General features: G+C 61.8%; 14 protein-coding genes. 9 read left to right on the top strand and 5 right to left on the bottom strand.

Annotated features, from left to right (window positions below; genetic code table 11):
• The first annotated feature begins 78 nt into the window (after positions 1-78).
• Complete coding sequence (locus tag Q3Y64_RS08195) at positions 79-1869, top strand: ABC transporter ATP-binding protein/permease (protein WP_303560853.1); 1791 nt, start codon at positions 79-81, stop codon at positions 1867-1869.
• A 61-nt stretch (positions 1870-1930) separates the two neighbouring features.
• Here the strand turns inward: Q3Y64_RS08195 and Q3Y64_RS08190 are convergent, their stop codons facing one another.
• The gene (locus Q3Y64_RS08190) at positions 1931-2104 is read right to left on the bottom strand and encodes a hypothetical protein (protein ID WP_303560851.1); all 174 of its coding nucleotides are present in this window, start codon (positions 2102-2104) and stop codon (positions 1931-1933) included.
• Between the two features lie 14 nt (positions 2105-2118).
• Here Q3Y64_RS08190 and Q3Y64_RS08185 point away from each other — a divergent pair, with 14 nt between their 5' ends.
• On the top strand, positions 2119-4134 hold the full coding sequence (locus tag Q3Y64_RS08185) for a BCCT family transporter (protein WP_303560849.1): 2016 nt from the start codon (positions 2119-2121) through the stop codon (positions 4132-4134).
• Between the two features lie 57 nt (positions 4135-4191).
• Here the strand turns inward: Q3Y64_RS08185 and Q3Y64_RS08180 are convergent, their stop codons facing one another.
• A complete protein-coding gene (locus Q3Y64_RS08180) occupies positions 4192-5217 on the bottom strand; it encodes a hypothetical protein (protein ID WP_303560847.1) in 1026 nt (341 codons plus the stop codon).
• Positions 5218-5285: 68 nt separating this feature from the next.
• Between Q3Y64_RS08180 and ruvB the strand changes: the two genes are divergently transcribed.
• The 3 genes from ruvB (at position 5286) to Q3Y64_RS08165 (ending at position 7762) form a co-directional block, all read left to right on the top strand.
• Positions 5286-6350 carry a Holliday junction branch migration DNA helicase RuvB gene (gene ruvB, locus Q3Y64_RS08175; protein ID WP_101942242.1) on the top strand — a complete coding sequence of 355 codons (1065 nt, stop codon included), beginning with the start codon at positions 5286-5288 and terminating at the stop codon, positions 6348-6350.
• Positions 6347-6982 carry a DUF502 domain-containing protein gene (locus Q3Y64_RS08170; RefSeq protein ID WP_101942077.1) on the top strand — a complete coding sequence of 212 codons (636 nt, stop codon included), beginning with the start codon at positions 6347-6349 and terminating at the stop codon, positions 6980-6982. Before ruvB ends, Q3Y64_RS08170 begins: the two co-directional genes overlap by 4 nt.
• A 63-nt stretch (positions 6983-7045) precedes the next feature.
• Complete coding sequence (locus Q3Y64_RS08165; RefSeq protein WP_303560843.1) at positions 7046-7762, top strand: UPF0149 family protein; 717 nt, start codon at positions 7046-7048, stop codon at positions 7760-7762.
• A gap of 122 nt (positions 7763-7884) precedes the next feature.
• Here Q3Y64_RS08165 and Q3Y64_RS08160 read toward each other — a convergent pair whose 3' ends face one another.
• Positions 7885-9285: an EAL and HDOD domain-containing protein gene (locus Q3Y64_RS08160; RefSeq protein WP_303560841.1), complete on the bottom strand. Its 1401-nt coding sequence runs from the start codon at positions 9283-9285 to the stop codon at positions 7885-7887.
• A gap of 137 nt (positions 9286-9422) precedes the next feature.
• On the opposite strand from Q3Y64_RS08160, the gene Q3Y64_RS08155 reads away from it, so the two are divergent.
• Complete coding sequence (locus tag Q3Y64_RS08155; protein WP_303560840.1) at positions 9423-10025, top strand: flavin prenyltransferase UbiX; 603 nt, start codon at positions 9423-9425, stop codon at positions 10023-10025.
• 66 nt (positions 10026-10091) lie between these two features.
• On the opposite strand, the gene Q3Y64_RS08150 is transcribed toward Q3Y64_RS08155, so the two are convergent.
• Positions 10092-10895, bottom strand: a complete 804-nt coding sequence (locus Q3Y64_RS08150) for a hypothetical protein (RefSeq protein ID WP_303560839.1) — start codon at positions 10893-10895, stop codon at positions 10092-10094.
• Between the two features lie 324 nt (positions 10896-11219).
• Between Q3Y64_RS08150 and Q3Y64_RS08145 the strand changes: the two genes are divergently transcribed.
• The 3 genes from Q3Y64_RS08145 to Q3Y64_RS08135 all read left to right on the top strand — a co-directional run bounded on the left by Q3Y64_RS08145 (position 11220) and on the right by Q3Y64_RS08135 (position 17921).
• Positions 11220-12842 carry an ABC-F family ATPase gene (locus tag Q3Y64_RS08145; RefSeq protein WP_303560837.1) on the top strand — a complete coding sequence of 541 codons (1623 nt, stop codon included), beginning with the start codon at positions 11220-11222 and terminating at the stop codon, positions 12840-12842.
• A gap of 124 nt (positions 12843-12966) precedes the next feature.
• Positions 12967-13692 (top strand): FKBP-type peptidyl-prolyl cis-trans isomerase, encoded by a 726-nt coding sequence (locus Q3Y64_RS08140; RefSeq protein ID WP_303560835.1) that lies wholly within the window; start codon positions 12967-12969, stop codon positions 13690-13692.
• 164 nt (positions 13693-13856) lie between these two features.
• Positions 13857-17921, top strand: a complete 4065-nt coding sequence (locus Q3Y64_RS08135) for a PAS domain-containing sensor histidine kinase (RefSeq protein WP_303560833.1) — start codon at positions 13857-13859, stop codon at positions 17919-17921.
• Positions 17922-17984: 63 nt separating this feature from the next.
• Here Q3Y64_RS08135 and Q3Y64_RS08130 read toward each other — a convergent pair whose 3' ends face one another.
• Positions 17985-18374, bottom strand: coding sequence for a hypothetical protein (locus Q3Y64_RS08130; protein WP_101942057.1), 390 nt, complete (start codon positions 18372-18374; stop codon positions 17985-17987).
• Between the last annotated feature and the right edge of the window lie 26 nt (positions 18375-18400).

The following is an 18400-nucleotide window of genomic DNA, read 5'->3' as shown; positions in this document are numbered from 1 at the left end:
GCGTATCGATGCCCTGCTGACGGCCTCTCGCTACAGATCGTGAACAGCTTCTAAGGCGTTTCATATTCGGGGATGCAGATGGACTGGAATCAGGAACTCGTCAATAGCGCGCTGTGGCTGGCCAAGGCCTTCGTCATCAGCGTGCTGGTGTTCGGTAGCATCGTGTTGTGGCTGGCCCGGCGCAGCGCCTGGGGGCGGCAGGTCAAACGGATCGCCTGGCCCTGGTTCGATCCGCGCCGCAGCTGGCGGCCACTGGCGATGGTGGTCTTGCTGGTCTTGCTGACCCTGGTGTCGGTGCGCATGAATGTGCTGTTTTCCTTCTGGTACAACGGTATCTACACCGCGATGCAGAAGCTGGAAGCCAAGCCTTTTTGGTTCCTGATGGGCGTATTCGGGGTGCTGGCCGCTTTGCATGTGGCGCGTGCTTTGTTCACCACCTATCTGCGCGAATCCTTCCAGATCCGCTGGCGCGCAGCGCTGAGCGAGAGCCTGATGGAGCGCTGGCTGGCCGGCCAGACCTATCATCGCAGCCAGTATCTGGCGGAGCAGATCGACAACCCGGATCAGCGTATCCAGCAGGATGTCACCCAGTTCGTCGAAGGCACGCTGAAGCTCTCACTGGGCATGCTGGAGGCCATCGTGTCGCTGATCGAATTCACCCTCATGCTGTGGGGCTTGTCCGGCGCGCTGGCTCTGCTGGGTTTCGAGATCCCGCGAGCGATGGTTTTTCTAGTCTACATCTATGTGGCTGTGGCAACCGGGCTAGCAATCTGGATCGGCCGTCCGCTGATCGCACTGACTTTCCAGAACGAGCGCTTCAACGCCGACTTCCGCTATGCACTGATCCGCCTGCGCGAATATGGTGAAAGCATTGCCTTCTATGCGGGTGAGCAGGTTGAGCGCAGCACCCTGCTGCAGCGCTTCGCCAGCGTGATCCGCAATATGTGGGATCTGCTCTTTCGTGGTCTCAAACTGCAGGGTTTCAACCTGGCTGTGAGCCAGCTGGCGGTGGTCTTTCCGATCATTATCCAGGCGCCTCGGCTGTTTGCGCAGCAGATCACTTTGGGAGATCTGATGCAGACTTCGCAGGCCTTCGGCCAGGTGCAGGACGCGCTGTCCTTCTTTCGCAGTTCCTACGATGAGTTTGCCAGCTATCGGGCTGTGCTGGCACGCCTTGGCGGTTTTCTGGATGTCATCGATCAGACCGCAGCACTGCCGGTAGTGGAAATCCGTAGCGATGGCGCGCGGGTGGCCGTCAGCGCGCTGACGGTGCGTTCAACGACGCAGCAGGTGCTGCTTGCGGATCTTGACCTGGAGCTGGCTGCCGGCGAATCCCTGCTGATTCGCGGCCCTTCCGGAGTAGGCAAGACCACCCTGCTGCGAGCCATGGCGGGGTTGTGGCCCTTTGCCGTGGGGCAGGTGGTGCGGCCGCAGGGGCGTGCCGTGCTGTTCCTGTCGCAGAAGCCTTATCTGCCTCTCGGTACGCTGCGCGCCGCGCTCTTCTATCCGGCGCCAGCACTCGTCAATGAGCATGCCGCCGAGGTGTTGCGCCAGTGTCAGCTTCCCCATCTGATCGAACGACTCGACGAAGAGGCTGACTGGAGCCGCATTCTCTCGCTGGGTGAGCAGCAACGCCTGGCCATCGGCCGCGCTCTGCTGGCGAAGCCTGCCGTGATTTTCATGGATGAATCCAGCTCGGCGATGGACGAAGGCCTCGAGCACGCCATGTATGCCTTGCTGCGTGAGCGCCTGCCGGAGAGCACGCTGATCAGCGTTGGGCATCGCAGCAGCCTGCTGGCCTTCCATCAGCAGGCTTTGCGCCTCGAAGGTGGCGGGGGCTGGTGTCTGGAGCGGCTCGCTGCGGTCTGATTCACACTCTGACACACAGGGCAGGCATGCCAGGGGAACTCTCCGCGCCGCCCTCGTGTCTTCAATGAAAGACATGGATGACTTGTTGATGAATGCTTTTTGCATTTTTGTTATCCACTGCATGCCAGCCAACATCTTTAGTTGAGCAGTTTCTTTGCGTCGCGCAGCGCGCATCCCTTGCCGCAAGCTTCATGCTGTTTCTGTCCGTAGCTGACAGCGCTTGCTTGCGTGCCATGACAGGAGAATCAGATGAGTGAAGTGCGAGCGCCCTTCCACACTTTCAACCTGCCCGTGTTATTACCCAGCCTGGCTTTGATCATTGGCCTGCTGATCTTCTGTGGCAGCGATCCAGCCGGAGCCGAAGCTTTCCTGAGCAGCGTACAGGGCTGGATCGCAACGCGTTTCTCGTGGTTTTACATTCTGGCCGTGTCCGGTTTCGTGATCTTCCTGGTCGGGATTGCGCTGAGTGCTTACGGCAAGATCCGGCTGGGTAGCGATGAATCCGAGCCGGAATTCAGCTTCCCCTCCTGGCTGGCGATGCTGTTTGCCGCTGGCATGGGCATCGGTCTGATGTACTACGGTGTTGGCGAGCCGCTACAGCATTTCGTTTCACCACCGCTGGGCGAGGGCAGAACGCTTTTGGCCGCGCGCGAGGCCATGAGCAGTACTTTCCTGCACTGGGGCTTCGGTGCCTGGGCCATTTATGGCACGGTGGGTCTGGTGCTGGCTTATTTTGGCTTCCGCTACAACCTGCCATTGTCGTTGCGCTCCGGTCTTTACCCGATCCTGCGCGAGCGTATCCACGGGCCGGCGGGCCATGCGGTCGACATTTTCGCGCTGTGCTGCACCTTGTTCGGCCTGGCGCCTTCGGTTGGCCTGGGCGTGGTGCAACTGGCTGCCGGGATTCATCGCCTGACCGGCTGGGATACCAGTGGTTTTGCTGTGCAGTTGGGCCTGATTGCCGGGGTGATCGTCCTGGCCGGCATTTCCGCCGCGACCGGCGTGGGCAAGGGCGTGCGACGCCTCTCGGAGCTGAACCTGGTGCTGGCTGTGCTGCTGATGCTCTTCGTGCTGTTCGCCGGCCCTACGCAGTATCTGCTGGGAGCGTTTGGCGATAATCTGGGGCATTACCTCGGCAACTTTGCCAGCCTCAGCCTGCGCAACTTCACCTATGCGCCGGCTAACAGCGAAGGCTGGCTGACAGGCTGGACGGTTCTCTACTGGGCCTGGTGGATGTCCTGGTCACCCTTTGTGGGCCTATTCATCGCCCGCATCTCGCGCGGCCGCACGATCCGTGAGTTCATCGCCGGGGTGTTGCTGATCCCCAGTGTGTTCACCTTCCTGTGGATGACGGTGTTCGGGAACTCGGTGATCTGGTTTGACATGAATGTGGCTCAAGGGGCGCTTTCTGCTACAGCGGGCAATGTCGATGCGCTGCTGTTTAGCTTCTTCGACTATCTGCCGCTACCGCTTTTGACTTCGACGGTGGCGCTGCTGCTGATCAGTGTGTTCTTTGTGACTTCAGCGGATTCTGGAGCGTTGATGCTGGACATGCTCTCGTCCCGGAGTGATCGCCCCTCACCGGTCTGGCAGCGTCTGTTCTGGGCCATTTTGCTGGGCATGACAGCCGCCGTGCTGATGGGAACCGGTGGCCAGAAGGCCTTGATGACCATGACCCTGATCGCGGCTTTGCCCTTTGCGGTGATCATGCTGCTGCTGGTGTATTCGTTGTGGCGCGGGCTGGCGGCGGACCATCGCCATGCGCAGCAGAAGTTCACCCCTGCCAGCTCCTTCTGGAATGGCCTGCACTGGAAGCAGCGGCTGGATCAGATCCTGCACCAGCCAACCGAATATGACGTGAAGCACTTCATCACCCAGCTGGTGCTCCCGGCGCTGGAGGAGGTGGCGGCTGAAATGCGCAGTAAGGGCTGTGCGGCGGAACTTCGTCACGAAGCGGATGGCGCCTGCGCGCTGGTGATGCCGCAAGCCAGCCTGCGCGACTTTGTGTACGGGGTGCGTCCTGTATCGCGCCCGCTGGCGGCCTTCGCATTGAATGCAACCGGTTTGCCGGCGAGCGAGCGTCGCCACACCTGGACGCCGCTGACCTTTTTTGCGGACGGCCGCAGCGGCTACACCATCGAGTATCTGCGGCGCGAAGAAGTGATTGCCGACGTACTGCGCCAGTACGAGCGCTACCTGGCCCTGAGCCAGAGCCCGCAGGCGCACCTCATCAATACCACGCCGGAACATCGGCCCGCAGTCTGAATCGGAAACACCGGCAGAGCCCCACGCATGCGGGCCTGCCGGTGTTTTCCTGTGTGATCAGAGCCAGCGTTCGGCGCTGTCGAGCTTGAGCTTGCGCCCCTCACCGATCAGGCTGCGATCCACCCGCAGCGGGAGGAAGGCGCGGCGTTGCGGCAACTGACGTGTGAAGCTGACCACGCCGAATTCAACCTCCTCGCCGCTGTGGCCCTCGCAGACCACGTTCATGCTATCGAGACGTACCGTGCGCCGTTCGATCTGCAGGTGTTTGGCCGGCTCGGTCAGTACTTCCACCAGATAACCGAGCTGGCGCTCCAGCAAGTCTTCCGAGCCCCCGAGGGCGGCGAGTTCGGCTTCATTCTCCTCAAGCTTCTGCAGCAAGGCGTGCGAGTCATCGTTGCTCACCAGCAGGCCATCCCCACCGAGGAAGGAGTCCGCCCCGGCGCCGCGTTGGCGGAAGGTGGCGAGGCGGGCGCTGATCAGCTGGCGCTGCTCGGCGAGTTCGCGGCGTTGGGCCTGCTCGCCTTCCATGTGCTCCAGTGCGGTGACGGCCAGCTCATCGAGCAGGCGGCGGGCCACACTGCGCCACAGATCCTGTTCCGTGCGGGCAAACAGGCGCAGGCGTGGCTGGCGGAAGGAGAGCGCGGTCTGCGCCACATCGCGCACCACCATCTGCCCCTGCATGCCGACGCCGAAATGCCGGTTCTCTTCGTACTCCATGGCGAGCACGGCGTAGATCGGATCGAGCGGCGAACTCTGGGCCGCGTAATTGCGCAGTGAGTCGCAGCTGCCGAACACTTCCTGCATGCTGTCGGCGGCGCCGAAGAATGCGTGCAATGAGGGGTCCAGCGACCAGGCGAGGGCCGTAGCGTCATGCACGGCCGGCATGTCGCCGCGGCGCGCCATCAGGAACTCCAGGCAGATGCGCACCGGCCCGCTGAGCCGTTCGTGGTAGCGCGGCACCAGCGTCAGGCGTGAATCCGTCATCTTCACCAGATAGGCGATGGTGTTGTTGATCAGATCGGGGGACAGGCGTTCATCGCCAAGGCTGGGGGTGCTCTGGCGGAACCAGTCGAGTAATCCCATGATGGTCTTCCTTGCGTGCTGATTTTCAAGAGTACGCCAGCCCTGTGCCCTGTGCTATGTTCCTCGTCATGATTCAAACAGATCAGATTCAGGGCACAGGTGCGCCGCGCATCGTCTCCGCCGTGACCACCACACCGCAGGAAGATGCCATCGAGCGTGCCCTGCGCCCCAAGCGCCTGGCCGAGTATGTCGGCCAGCAGAAGATCCGCGAGCAGTTGGAGATCTTCATCCATGCCGCCAAGAATCGCAGCGAGGCGCTCGACCATGTGCTGCTCTTCGGCCCGCCCGGCCTCGGCAAGACCACCCTGGCCCACATCATTGCCGCCGAGATGGGCGTGAATCTGCGCCAGACCTCCGGCCCGGTGCTGGAGCGCGCTGGTGATCTGGCCGCGCTGCTGACCAATCTTGAGCCGCACGACGTGCTGTTCATCGACGAAATCCACCGCCTCTCACCGGTGGTCGAGGAAATCCTCTACCCGGCGCTGGAGGATTACCAGATCGACATCATGATCGGCGAGGGCCCGGCCGCGCGTTCGGTCAAGCTCGATCTGCCGCCCTTCACCCTGGTTGGCGCCACCACGCGGGCCGGCATGCTCACCAACCCGCTGCGCGACCGTTTCGGCATCAATGCGCGGCTGGAGTTCTATACGCCCGAAGAACTGGGCTACATCGTCAGCCGTTCGGCAGGCCTGCTCGGCGTCGCCATCGAGGAGGAAGGCGCGCTCGAAATCGCCCGCCGTGCGCGCGGGACCCCGCGTATCGCCAACCGTCTGCTGCGGCGTTGTCGTGACTATGCAGAGGTCAAGGCCGATGGCCGCATCACCAAGCTGGTGGCGGATGCTGCCCTGTCGATGCTGGACGTTGATCACCTTGGCCTCGATCTGATGGACCGCAAGATGCTCGGCGCGATGCTGGAGAAATTCGGTGGCGGCCCGGTCGGGCTGGACAATCTGGCCGCAGCCATCGGTGAGGCGCCGGACACTATTGAAGATGTGCTGGAGCCTTATCTGATCCAGCAGGGTTATCTGCAGCGCACGCCGCGTGGCCGCGTCGCCACGCCGGTGATGTGGCGCCATTTCGGTCTCGTGCAGCCGCGCAGCGGTGCGCCGGATCTCTTCGAGGGCGGCCAATGAAACGCATCCTGAAGGCGCCGCTGAATACCTTCCTGGCGGGGCTGCTGGCCTCGCTGCCGCTGATCCTCACCTTCATCATGCTGGGCTGGGTCGCCAATCTCATCAAGCAACTGCTTGGGCCGGGCAGCATCATCGGTGGCCTGTTCTCGGCAATCGGCCTGCAGATGGTGGAAAACGAGTGGAAAGCCTATCTGCTCGGGGTGCTGGTGTTGCTCAGCGTGGTGTTTGCGCTCGGCCTGGTGGTGCAGACCAGCTTGCGCCGCCACCTGCGGGCATTGATCGACCGCAGCGTCAAGCGCCTGCCCCTGATCGGCACGCTGTATGACGCCACGGATCGCTTCGTCGGCATGTTCGATCGCAAGCAGCAGACTGATCTGGCGGCCATGAAACCGGTGTGGTGCTTCTTCGGTGGCGAGGGCGGCACGGCCGTACTGGCCCTGATGCCCAATCCGGCGATCATTGAGTTGGGCGGCAAGCCCTATCGTACGGTACTGGTGCCGACTGCGCCGATCCCGATCGGCGGCGGCCTGCTGTATGTGCCGGCCGAATGGGTAAAGCCGGCGGATATGGGTGTCGAGCAACTCTCCAGCATCTATCTTTCCATGGGGCTCACGGCTCCGAGCAAAGCCTGACAAATCCGGGCCGATCGAACCTGTTGTAGGCGACAATACGCTATTGACTCTCCGGTACCTGCCATGACTGCACCCCAGCTTGAAACTCCGCTGAATGACGACGAACTCGAAGAGCTCGACACGCTGCTGGACCGTTATCCCGGCTCCTGCGCGATTGAGGAACTCGATGGTCTGTTCTGCGCCCTGATCATCGGCCCCGAGACCATCCTGCCGAGTGAGTGGCTGCCGGTGGTGCTGGGCGAGGAAGAGGACGGCGAGATCAGCGAGGAAGATACCCGCCGTGTCTTCGAGCTCCTGATCCGCCACTGGAACAGCGTGTCGGCCGGCTTCCGCGAAGACTGGTCCGGCGTGTCAGCTAGTGAAGGCTCCGAGCTGATGTATTTCCCCTATCTTGAAGACCCGCTCGACAGTGGCTGGCCGCTGGCCGAAGGCTGGGCGCGCGGCTTTCGTGATGGCATGGACTGGCTCGAAGACCAGTACTGGGATGCGCTGGAAGAAGACGAAGAGTGCGTGGCGGTGCTCAACCTGATCGCTGCGTTCGATACCGGCGAGAAGTCCCCCGGCCATCCGCTCACCGAAAACGAGCGTGACGAAGTCATCAGCCTGCTGGTGGCAGGTTTGCAGTACCTCTACGTGTTCTGGCGGCGTTACCTCAAAGTGGTGAATGCCTCGCGCAAGCCGATCCGTGCCGAGGATGTGCCGGGCCGTAACGAGGAATGCCCCTGTGGCAGCGGCAAGAAGTACAAGAAGTGCTGCGGCGCGCCCGAGAAGCTGCACTGAGCAGCCTGTGGTCCCAAGTTTGGGCCCTGAGTAGAAATGTGCGCCGGCTTGTGCCGGCGTAGTTTTTTGTGAGAGCCGTTACTGGGCAGTCCTAAAGGCGTCCTCAGGGCGTTGAGCGGTTTTTACTGCCGGGCGCGCAGGGCAGGCTGGGCGGCAATTTCGGCCACCCAGTTGATCGCTTCTACCTGGCGTGCGCTGACCTTGTTGCTGGTCAGTCCCAGCATCAGCGCGTAGCGTGCGATTTCCGACGCCACGCCGCGCTCGCAGGCGTCAGCCAGCGACAGGTACATGCCGTAAGCGCCTTCGTGGCGCAGCAGGGCAGCGTTCAGAGGCTCGGCCAGGCGCAAAGGCTTCACGGCGGTTTCAAGTGGCACTTTGAGGGCCACATCAAGCATCGAGAACAGGCCCAGCACGAACAGCTTCTCGCATTGCTCGGGCGGCAGGCGATAGCTGCCGACGAGTTCCAGGAAGCGGGCGCGGGTCAGCGCAATTTCGGTCAGGGCGGTATCGCCCATTGCACCGCCGGAGAGGAGCAACAGGGTCAGCCAGCGATCCATCTGCGCCTGGCCCAGTATCAGCAGACCCTGCTCGATGGTGGCGATCTGCTGGTTCAGGCCGTGAGCGGCTGAATTCACGTAACGCAACAGGCGGTAGGACATGGCCATGTCCTGCTTCAAGACCCGGGCTACTTCGCGCAGATTGGTTTCCTCCTGGATCTGGTTGATCAACGAGGCCACGGTGAGCATCTGCGGTGAGAGTTCATTGCCGCCCCAGTCCTCGCGGCGGGTCACAAAGGCGCCGGAGAAACGTGTGCAGCGCAGGCGACGCGCCAGCTCAAAGTCTTCCTGAGTATTCACATCCCAGGCGCCGAGCCGGATGCCCGGCTGCAGTTCGCGCACCTCCCGGAATAGTGCATCCGCTTCGAAGGGGGTGCGCAGGGCGAGTCTCAGGGTTACGCCGCTGGCTTGTCCAAGCAGGCTGTGACACCAGGGGCTGCCGATCACGTCATCGAGCCAGACCTCGTGACCGGCATCCTGCATGGCGCTCATCGCTTCACGCAGATCTGCCGAGGCCGGCCGGCTGGTGTCATCGGCAAGCAGCAGCACACAGGCACGTGCCGGCAGCTTGCCGGTGCCCAAACGCATTAGGCTCAACTCCGAGAGTTGCACCCAGGCCTGACGCTGCCGCATCGGCGTGTGGCGCAAACTGGCGAGTTGATCCACCAGCACGCCATCGAGAAAACGGCGCGCGGCATTCCGCTGGGTCTGGATCTTGTCACGCAACTCGCCGCGCACGAAAAACTCCACACCGCGTACGGCTAATGCTTCATCCAGCACTTCGCGATGCACCAGCACTGGTTCGGCCTCCACCGTCATGCCGGCAGGCAGGGGGCGTGCCGCTATCTCGGGGATAGGCGCACCGGTTTCTTTTGCGGAAGCAGTGGTGGGCTTGGCGCGCGGAGCGACTGGGGCGGGAGTGTCGTCCAACCAGTGCTGGAAGGCGGTGATCAGTTTGCCGAGCATGGAGGCGCAGGGTTCGAATAGGGTACGTCTCGTTTTACGGCAGGAAAGGCTCCGGGTTTAGCTGTTGCGTGCTGTGCTGGATTGACCCCGCAGTCTGCAGTGCTAGGATCGACTGACTCTCACTTCCTACCCTGACCATGAAAACCATCACCGTAGCCCTCACCGGGGCCTCCGGCATGCCCTATGGCCTGCGTCTGATCGAGTCCCTGCTGGTTGCGGGATGCCGTGTGCAGGTGGTCTACACCCAGGCGGCGCAGATCGTGGCGAAACAGGAAATGGATCTGCAGCTGGGCTCTACGCGGGAAACCGAGGCGATGCTGCGAGCGCGCTTCGCCGCGGCGGAGGGGCAGCTTGTGGTTTACGGCCGGGAAGAATGGTTTGCGCCGATCGCTTCCGGCAGCAATCCACCCGATGCGATGGTGATCTGCCCTTGCACCATGGGCACGCTGGCCGCTGTGGCGGCGGGTTTGTCGAGCAACCTGATCGAGCGTGCGGCGGACGTTTGCCTCAAGGAAGGTCGCAAGCTGGTGATCGTGCCGCGCGAAGCGCCATTCTCCACCTTGCACCTGGAAAACATGCTGCGCCTATCGAGGATGGGCTCCGTGATCCTGCCGCCCAATCCCGGCTTCTACCACCATCCTCAGACCCTGCAGGATCTGGTGGACTTCGTTGTGGCGCGGATTCTGGATCAGCTGGGGGTGGCGCATCGCCTGATGGCGAAGTGGGGCGAGGCTGACTGAGACTGAAGCGGAATTAAAAAGCCCCGTCCTCAGACAGGGCTTTGTAAAGTAATTAGCGCTCTTTCTTTATTGAACCCGTTGCATGGATGTGATGTTCACACCGCCACCACTAGCACCTTCGCGACCGTAGAAAATCTTGATGTGCGTGTATGCGTGGTTTGCGGCGCCTGAGTAGGTGATGCTGTCAACGGTTCCACTGGCAAAGCAGTCTTTGGCAACCAAGAGCTTGTTGTCACTGCCAGCAAGAGCTATTTTCCCAGCCGTAGCTGTAGTCGAGGTTTGCTTGTAGTTCACCGTAACGGTGAAAGCCTTGCCTGCGGTGACAGGAATCGCAATGTAGGTGCGAACATTGCCATTTGTGTTGAGGTCACCGCCTACTGCTGGAAGCAGGGTTGTATTGCTGGTGTAGAAAGATCCATTGGTATTCCAACAGTTTGCACAGCTTGAATTGCCTGTCGGGCGGTAGCGGATGACGCTGGCTGCGGTTGAGTTGAACAGCAGTCCGTCATAGCTAACTTGCCCGCTGCCGTTCAATAACGCAGTTGAGAGATCGCCCGCACTCAATGTTCCATCAACCAGCAGAGCTTTGATGCTGTTGTCTCCGGTGGAAGAGTAAGTAGCCGCGAAAAGTGCAGTATCAGCTGCGGCGTAAGCACTGTCGTTAAAGGTCCAGTCTGTCGTCGAGACAGCCGCTGAAACTGAGGAGGTGGCTGCTGCCGTCGAAGAGGCTGCCTTGCTTGACGCCGCTGCGCTGGAGGCGGCTGCAGTTGTCGTGCTGCTACCCGAATCATCACCACCGCCGCCACCGCAGGCGACCAGGATCAGGCTGAGGAGCAGCGCGCCGGCTGCGGGTTTGATCGAACGATGCATCTTGAGTCTCCTTCATGGATGGTCAGTCCGGGCGCTGCCCTGGCTGCAATCCTTGGTTGCTGTTGTCTGGCCGTCGCCAGACGGTCCGGACTTGTCACTGGTTTTGATTCCGGTAACAAGTAGGAACAAATCCTACACCGATACCCTCTGGTTATGGAATTGATTAATCGCATCATTTTTTTCATTTATTACTTTGTTTTGCATTTCGGCAACAGATCAAAAAGTCAGGCAACTGCTTGAGCTGTCGGGTTTTTTTGTGCTGCGCTAGAATAGTGAGCTTTGCTGCCTGCCCCTCCGGGTAGCCGATTTCCGGGAACACCAGTCGTGCTTATCGCCAACAACATCACCATGCAGTTCGGGGCCAAGCCCCTGTTTGAAAACGTCTCGATCAAGTTCGGCGACGGCAACCGCTACGGTCTGATCGGCGCCAACGGCGCCGGCAAGTCGACCTTCATGAAGATTCTGGCGGGTGTGCTGGAGCCTTCGGCTGGCAACGTGGCGCTGGATTCGGGTGAGCGCATGGCCTTCCTGCGCCAGGATCAGTTCGCTTATGAAGATGTGCGGGTGCTGGACGTGGTGATGATGGGCCACGAGCAGATGTGGGCCTGCATGCAGGAGAAGGACGCGATCTACGCCAATCCGGAAGCCTCCGAAGACGACTACATGCACGCGGCAGAGCTGGAGCATCAGTTTTCCGAGTACGACGGCTATACGGCCGAGGCGCGTGCAGGTGAGTTATTGCTGGGTGTGGGCATTCCGACCTCGCAACATACTGGCCCGATGCGTGAAGTGGCGCCGGGCTGGAAGCTGCGCGTACTGCTGTGCCAGGCGCTGTTCTCGAATCCGGACATCCTGTTGCTCGATGAGCCGACCAACAACCTCGATATCAACACCATCCGCTGGCTGGAGCATGTGCTGAACAATCGCAACAGCACGATGATCATCATCAGTCACGACCGCCACTTCCTGAATCAGGTGTGCACGCACATGGCCGACCTGGACTACGGCCGCATCCAGACTTACCCTGGCAACTGGGATGACTACACGGAAGCCGCCCAGCAGGCGCGTGAGCAGCAGTCGCGTGACAATGCGCGTGCCAAGGAAAAGGTCGCCGAGTTGCAGGAGTTTGTGCGCCGTTTTTCGGCCAACAAGTCCAAGGCGCGTCAGGCCACCAGCCGCGCCAAGCAGATCGAGAAGATCAAGATTGAGGACTTCAAGCCTTCCAGCCGCCAGTACCCGTGGATTCGCTTTGACTTTGACGAGAAAGAGAAGCTGCACCGTCAGGCGGTGGAGATCGAAAACCTTAGCTTCGGCTACGAGCCGGGCCAGAAAATCATCAACAAGCTTACGGTCACCTTTGATGCGGGCGACCGTGTGGCGATCATCGGTGAGAACGGTGTCGGTAAGACCACGCTGATGAAGCTGCTGGTAGGCGAGCTCACCCCAACCTCCGGCACGATCAAGTGGGCCGAGAAGGCCAAGCTCGGCTACTACGCACAGGATCATGCCAAGGATTTCGAAGTCGACGAGAACCTTACCGACTGGATCTCGGGTTATGTGCGCGAAGGTGGCTATGAAGGCGACGACGCCGAAACCCTGATTCGCGGCACGCTCGGCCGTCTGCTCTTCAAGGGCGATGACGTGAAGAAATCCGTCAAGGTGATTTCTGGGGGCGAGCAAGGCCGCATGCTCTTCGGTCGCCTCATGCTCCAGCGCAAGAATGTGGTGCTGCTGGATGAGCCGACCAATCACTTGGACATGGAATCCATCGAGTCGTTGAACTCTGGCGTAATGGACTTTGGCGGCACCCTGATCTTCGTCTCGCACGACCGCGAGTTCGTCGATTCTCTGGCTACCCGCATTCTTGAACTCAAGGAAAACGGCGAGGTCGTGGATTACCGCGGCACTTATGAGGAATACCTTGCTAGCCAGGGCATCAACGATTGATTGAAGGCGGCTCCGGGGGAACTGCAGGCTGCTGCGCCGGTCTGCAAGCGCTGGAGCTTTCGCTGCAATTCCGTATGCTTGCCCCTCGTGCCGGCTTGACCGGCCTCATCCACAAGGAACCGTAATGAAGAAACTTGTTCTCGTTGCTGCTTTGAGCCTGGCCCTGCCGCTACATGCGGCTGACATGACCGATGACCAGAAGACGATGTATGCGCTGGGTACGGTGCTGGGCCAGCAGGTGTCCAACTCTTTCAGCGCGACGCCGGCCGAGCTTGAGTTCATCAAGAAGGGTCTGACGGATGCGGCCAGCGGCGCCAAGCCGGCGGTCGAGATGGAAGTGTATGGCCCCAAGATCCAGCAACTGGCGCAGGCGCGTGCCGCCGTCAAGGCCGAGAAGGCCAATGCAGCCGGCAAGGAATTTGCGGACAAGGCCGCCAAGGAAGCGGGTGCCGTGAAGAGTGCTTCCGGCCTGATCTACATTCCGCTCAAGGAAGGCACGGGCGCCAGCCCGGCAGCGGCTGACATCGTGAAGGTGAACTACCGTGGCACGCTGACTGACGGCAAGGAGTTCGACAGCTCCTACGCCCGCAACCAGCCGGCCCAGTTCCCGCTCAACGGCGTGATCAAGTGCTGGACTGAAGGTGTGGCCAAGATGAAGGTGGGCGGCAAGGCCCGTCTGGTCTGCCCGCCGGGCATTGCTTATGGTGATCAAGGCACCCCGGGCGGCCCGATCCCGCCTTCCGCGACCCTGAACTTCGAAGTCGAACTGCTTGAAATCACCAAGGCTGAAGCGCCCAAAGCCGCAGCCAAACCGGCCAAATCGGCCGCCAAGGACAGCAGCAAGAAGTAAGCATCCCTGCCGCAGAGGCCGCCCGAGGGCGGCCTTTTTCTTTTCCGCTGACGGGGGATCAGTGACGGCAGATGCCTGCAGGTTGTCACAAACCCGGACCGAGGCGTTAAGCTGCGGACGCGAATCGCTCAAGACAAGAAAGCGGGCAGGGCATGGAGTGGGGCATGGAGGGAATGGAGGCGCTCGCAGCCAGCTTGCTGGCGGGGCTGGTATTTCTCGGCTGGAAACTCGTAGAGCTGCGCCGCGAACTGGGTTATGCCCGGGCGGCGCTCGATCTGGGCCATCTGCCCTATGTGGTGCTGCGTGAGGACGGGCGGATCCGCGCCTGTAGCGAGGCCTTCGCACTACTCAGCGGCGTGGCTCGCGAACGCCTGCTGGATGTGCGTCCGGACGCGGTGCTGCCGCGAGAATGGTGTCTGGTTCAGGCGCGCCAGCAGGCGCGTGCCTTGTCCGGCGAAACCGTGCACACGGAGCAGGCCTGGCTTGAGCGGAAAGATGCCGAACCGGTGCTGGTATCGCTACGCGCGCGTTTGCTGAGTCGCGGTGGATTGCGTGAAGTGCTGTTGAGCTGTGAGGATTGTAGTCAGCTTGCCGAGGCCAGCCGCGAGCAGCTCGAAGCCACCATGCGGGCTCGCACCTATGTGCAGAGCCTGATCGACGTGATTCCGCAGCCGGTCTTTGTGCGCGATGGTGAGGGCCGCTACGTACTGCTCAACGAAGCCTGCGCCAAGGCCCTGGGGCGGCCGCGCGAGCAGATTCTTGGACATACGCCCGCGGAAATCGGCACGCCGGTTGAGCAGGCCAGCGAGATCCTGCATGAGGATGCCGAAGTCTTCGCTGGGCGGGTGATTTATAAGGAAATCGACAGCTGCCATGCCTGGGCGGGCGAGCACCGCCATCTGGTGCTTTCCAAAGGTGCGTGTGTGGACGCCAGCGGGCGCCCGGTGGTGGTGGGCACCTATTTTGACGTGACGCGCTGGCGCGCCGCCGAGACCGCCCTGCAGGCCGCGCTGGAGCGCGAGACCTTGCGACGTGAGCGCACCCAGGCCTATGTGCAGCGCCTGATCAACGTGATTCCGCAGCCGGTGTATGTGAAGGATGCACAGAGCCGCTATCTGCTGGTCAATGACGCTTTCTGCACTGAGCGCCGGCGCTCGCGGGAAGAGCTGATGGGGCAGAGCTCCTATGGTCTGGCCACCGATCGCCAGCTCTCCAGCTCGATTGCCGACGAGGATCTGCGCGTGCTGGCCGGCGAGGTGATCCTCAAGGAGGAATGCCTGCCGCACATGTACACCGGAGAGGAGCGCTTCCGCCTCATCACCAAGGGCTCCTGCCTGGATGCCGAAGGGCAGCCGGTGATCGTCGGCGCGAATTTCGATATCACTCACTGGCGTCAGGCCGAGCGTGCTGCTGGGCAGGCGGCCGAGCGCGAGCGCCGGCTGCGCGAGCGCACCCAGGCTTTCATCCAGCGCCTGATCGATGTGATCCCGGAGCCGGTATATGTGAAGGATGCGCAAAGCCGTTACCTGATGGTTAACGACGCTTTTGCGCGCGATTTCCAGCTGCCCAAGGAAGACATCCCGGGCATCGATTCGATCTCGCGGGTGGGCGAAGAAGACCCCGCCATTGGCGAGGCCGTGCGCAGCGAGGATCTGGCCGTGCTGGCCGGCGCTTCGATCCGCAAGGAGGATCATCGCCCCTGGCTGCTGACCGGCGAGGAGCGGCATCGCATCGTGACCAAGGGCAGCTGCGAGGATGCCGATGGCAATCCGGTGATCGTGGTGGCGAGCTTCAATGTGACGCGCTGGTACCAAGCGGAGCGTGAATTGCAGCAGGCCTTGCAGCGCGAGGTGGAGCTGCGCGAGCGAACCCAGCAGTACATTCAGCGCCTGATCGACGTGATTCCGCATCCGGTGTTCGTGAAGGACGAGGAAAGCCGTTTCCTGCTCGCCAACCAGTCGATGGCCGATTACTACGGCTGCAGCGTGGCCGAGCTGATCGGCCGCACCTCCTTCTCAAAAGAGCATCCGCAGTCGCCGGTGGCGCTCAAGGTCAATAGTGAAGACCGGGCGGTGATCCATGATGGCCTGATCGTCAGCAAGGAAGAGCGCACCCTGCACCGCAGTTCGGGCGAGATGCGCGATCGCCTGTTTGCCAAAGGCCCTTGCGTGGATCCTTATGGCCGTACCGTGCTGGTCGGCACGCATATCGACATCACCTCGCTGCGCAATGCCGAGCGCGAATTGCGCGCTGCGCTGCAACGCGAAACCGAGCGCCGCGAACGTACCCAGGCCTTCATCCAGCGCCTCATCGACCTGATTCCGCAGCCGGTGTATGTGAAGGATGCCCAGAGCCGCTTCATGATGGTCAACGAAGCCCAGGTTCGCGAGATGGGCGTGCCGCGTGAGGACATCATCGGCCTGCGTTCCTTTGCCTGGATCGAGGAGAGTCATGCGGCACTGACTCACACGGTGACCACCGAGGATCAGGAGGTGTTGGCCGGCAAGGTCGTCTTCAAGGAAGAACACGGCCCCAGCCCGCTCACCGGCGAGGAGCGCCATCGCCTCGTGTCCAAGGGCAGCTGCCTGGATGCCGACGGCAATCCGGTGATCGTGGTGGCCAATTTCAACGTGACGCGCTGGTACGAGGCCGAGCGCGAGCTGACCGAGGCCCTCGAGCGCGAGCAGCTCAATCACGAGCGCACCCAGCACTACATCCAGCGCCTGATCGATGTGATCCCCTATCCGGTCTACGTGAAGGATGCGGAGAGTCGTTTCCTGCTCGTCAACAACGCCTTTGCGCAGGATCGTGGCGTGAGTAAGGATGAGTTGCGTGGCGTCAGCTCGGTCACGCCCGAGGTCAGTGCCGAGATCGGCATCGCCCAGACGCGTGAAGAAGATGCGTTTGTGCTGGGCAGTCGTGAGCTGATCGTGAAGGAGGAGTACAAGCCCCATCCGCTTACTGGCGAAGAGCGCTACCGGGTCATTTCCAAGGCTTGTTGCGAGGATGCTTCCGGTAAGCCGGTGATCGTGGTATCGGTGTTTGACGTCACGCCCTGGCGTCTCGCGGAGCGGCAGCTCTCGGAAGCACTCGGGCGCGAAACGGATCGCCGCCAGCGGATTCAGGAATACGTGCAGCGCCTCATCGATGTGATTCCGCAGCCGGTGTATGTGAAGGACGCCAGCAGCCACTACATCATGGTTAATGAGGCCTTTGCCAAGGATCGTGGCCTGGCGCGTGAGAAGCTGGTGGGGCAGGTCTCCTCGGTGAGCCCGGAGATGTCGCGTCTGGTGTTCGCCGAAGATGCCGAGGTGCTGCAGGGCCGCAAAGTGCTCAAGGAAGAATATCGCCAGCACCCGAGCACGGGTCAGCCGCGCTATCGCGTGATCGCCAAGGGCAGTTGTCTGGATGACGAAGGCCGGCCGGTGATCGTCGGCGCCAATTTCGATGTCACGCCCTGGCGCCTGGCCGAGGCACGTCTGTTCATGGCGAAGGAGACCGCCGAGCGCGCCAATGCGGCGAAGTCCCTGTTCCTCACCAATATGTCGCACGAGCTGCGCACACCGATGCACGGCGTCCTGAGTTTCGCCCGGATCGGCGTGGAGCGCGCCCTGACGGTGGAGCCCGAGCGCCTGCTTGGTTACTTCGAGCGCATCGTGGTCAGCGGCGAGCGCTTGATGGGTCTGCTCAATGATCTGCTGGATCTGGCCAAGCTCGAATCCGGGCGCATGGAGATCCAATTGCATGAGCAGGACCTGGCCGGGCTGGTGCGCGATGTGCTCGGTGAATACGAAGCCATGGCGGCCGGGCGTGGTCAGAGCCTGCTGTTCGAACATCCGGGCGCCGCGTTTGCGGCGGTCGACAGCAAGCTCTTCAGCCAGGTGCTGCGCAATTTGCTCTCCAACGCGATCAAGTTCTCGGTGCCGGGCAGCCAGATCGAACTGGAGCTCCAGCCGGGTCAGCTCGAAGCCAAGGACGGTAGCCGGGTGCCTGCCATTGAGGTGCGGGTGGCCGATCGCGGCCCAGGTATTCCGGAGAACGAACTCGATGCGGTGTTCGACAAGTTCGTCCAGAGCAGCAAGACGCGCAGCGGCGCTGGCGGAACCGGTCTTGGTCTGGCGATCTGCCGCGAGATCATCAGTGCCCACCAGGGGCTTATTGTGGCGCGTAACCGCGTTGATGGCGGCGGAGCGGAGTTCATTGTCAGCCTGCCGCTGCGCCGGAGCTGAGTCCGGCGGGCACCCTGTGTAGCCGCCTAATGATTGGGGGCTGTACAGGGGTCACAAGCGTCTTCAGGACTTCACGAACACCGTTACCAGCGGCTGATTGCCGATCTGGCGGCTCCAGTGGCCGTGAATGGCAGGATCGAAGGTCGCGCCTTCCGGCAGGGTGTCGGCCGAGTAGAAGTGCTCACCGGCGACGAACACGCGCGAGCTGCCATCGACCAGACCCACTTCCATCGCGCCGCTGAGAATGAACAGCCATTGCGGCGTGCCGGTGCAGTGCATGGCGCTGCGGAAACCGACCGGGCTCTGACGGAACTGCACGCCGCTGGCATTGAGGATCTGCGACAGGCGGGCGTTGGGGTTGCCTTCAGTCAGCGCGATTTCCTCTTCGCGAAAGCGGGCGCGGCCGTCGGTATCGGTGTACAGCGTGACTTGGGTGAAGCTGGGAGTCGTCATGGCAGGGTTCCTGAGCAAAAGAGCGC

The organism is Uliginosibacterium sp. 31-12 (assembly GCF_030548425.1).
In the GTDB taxonomy this organism is placed as follows: Bacteria; Pseudomonadota; Gammaproteobacteria; order Burkholderiales; family Rhodocyclaceae; genus Uliginosibacterium; species Uliginosibacterium aquaticum.
The sequence above is the reverse complement of the archived record's forward strand: the minus strand, read 5'-3'. Positions and strand labels throughout refer to the sequence as shown.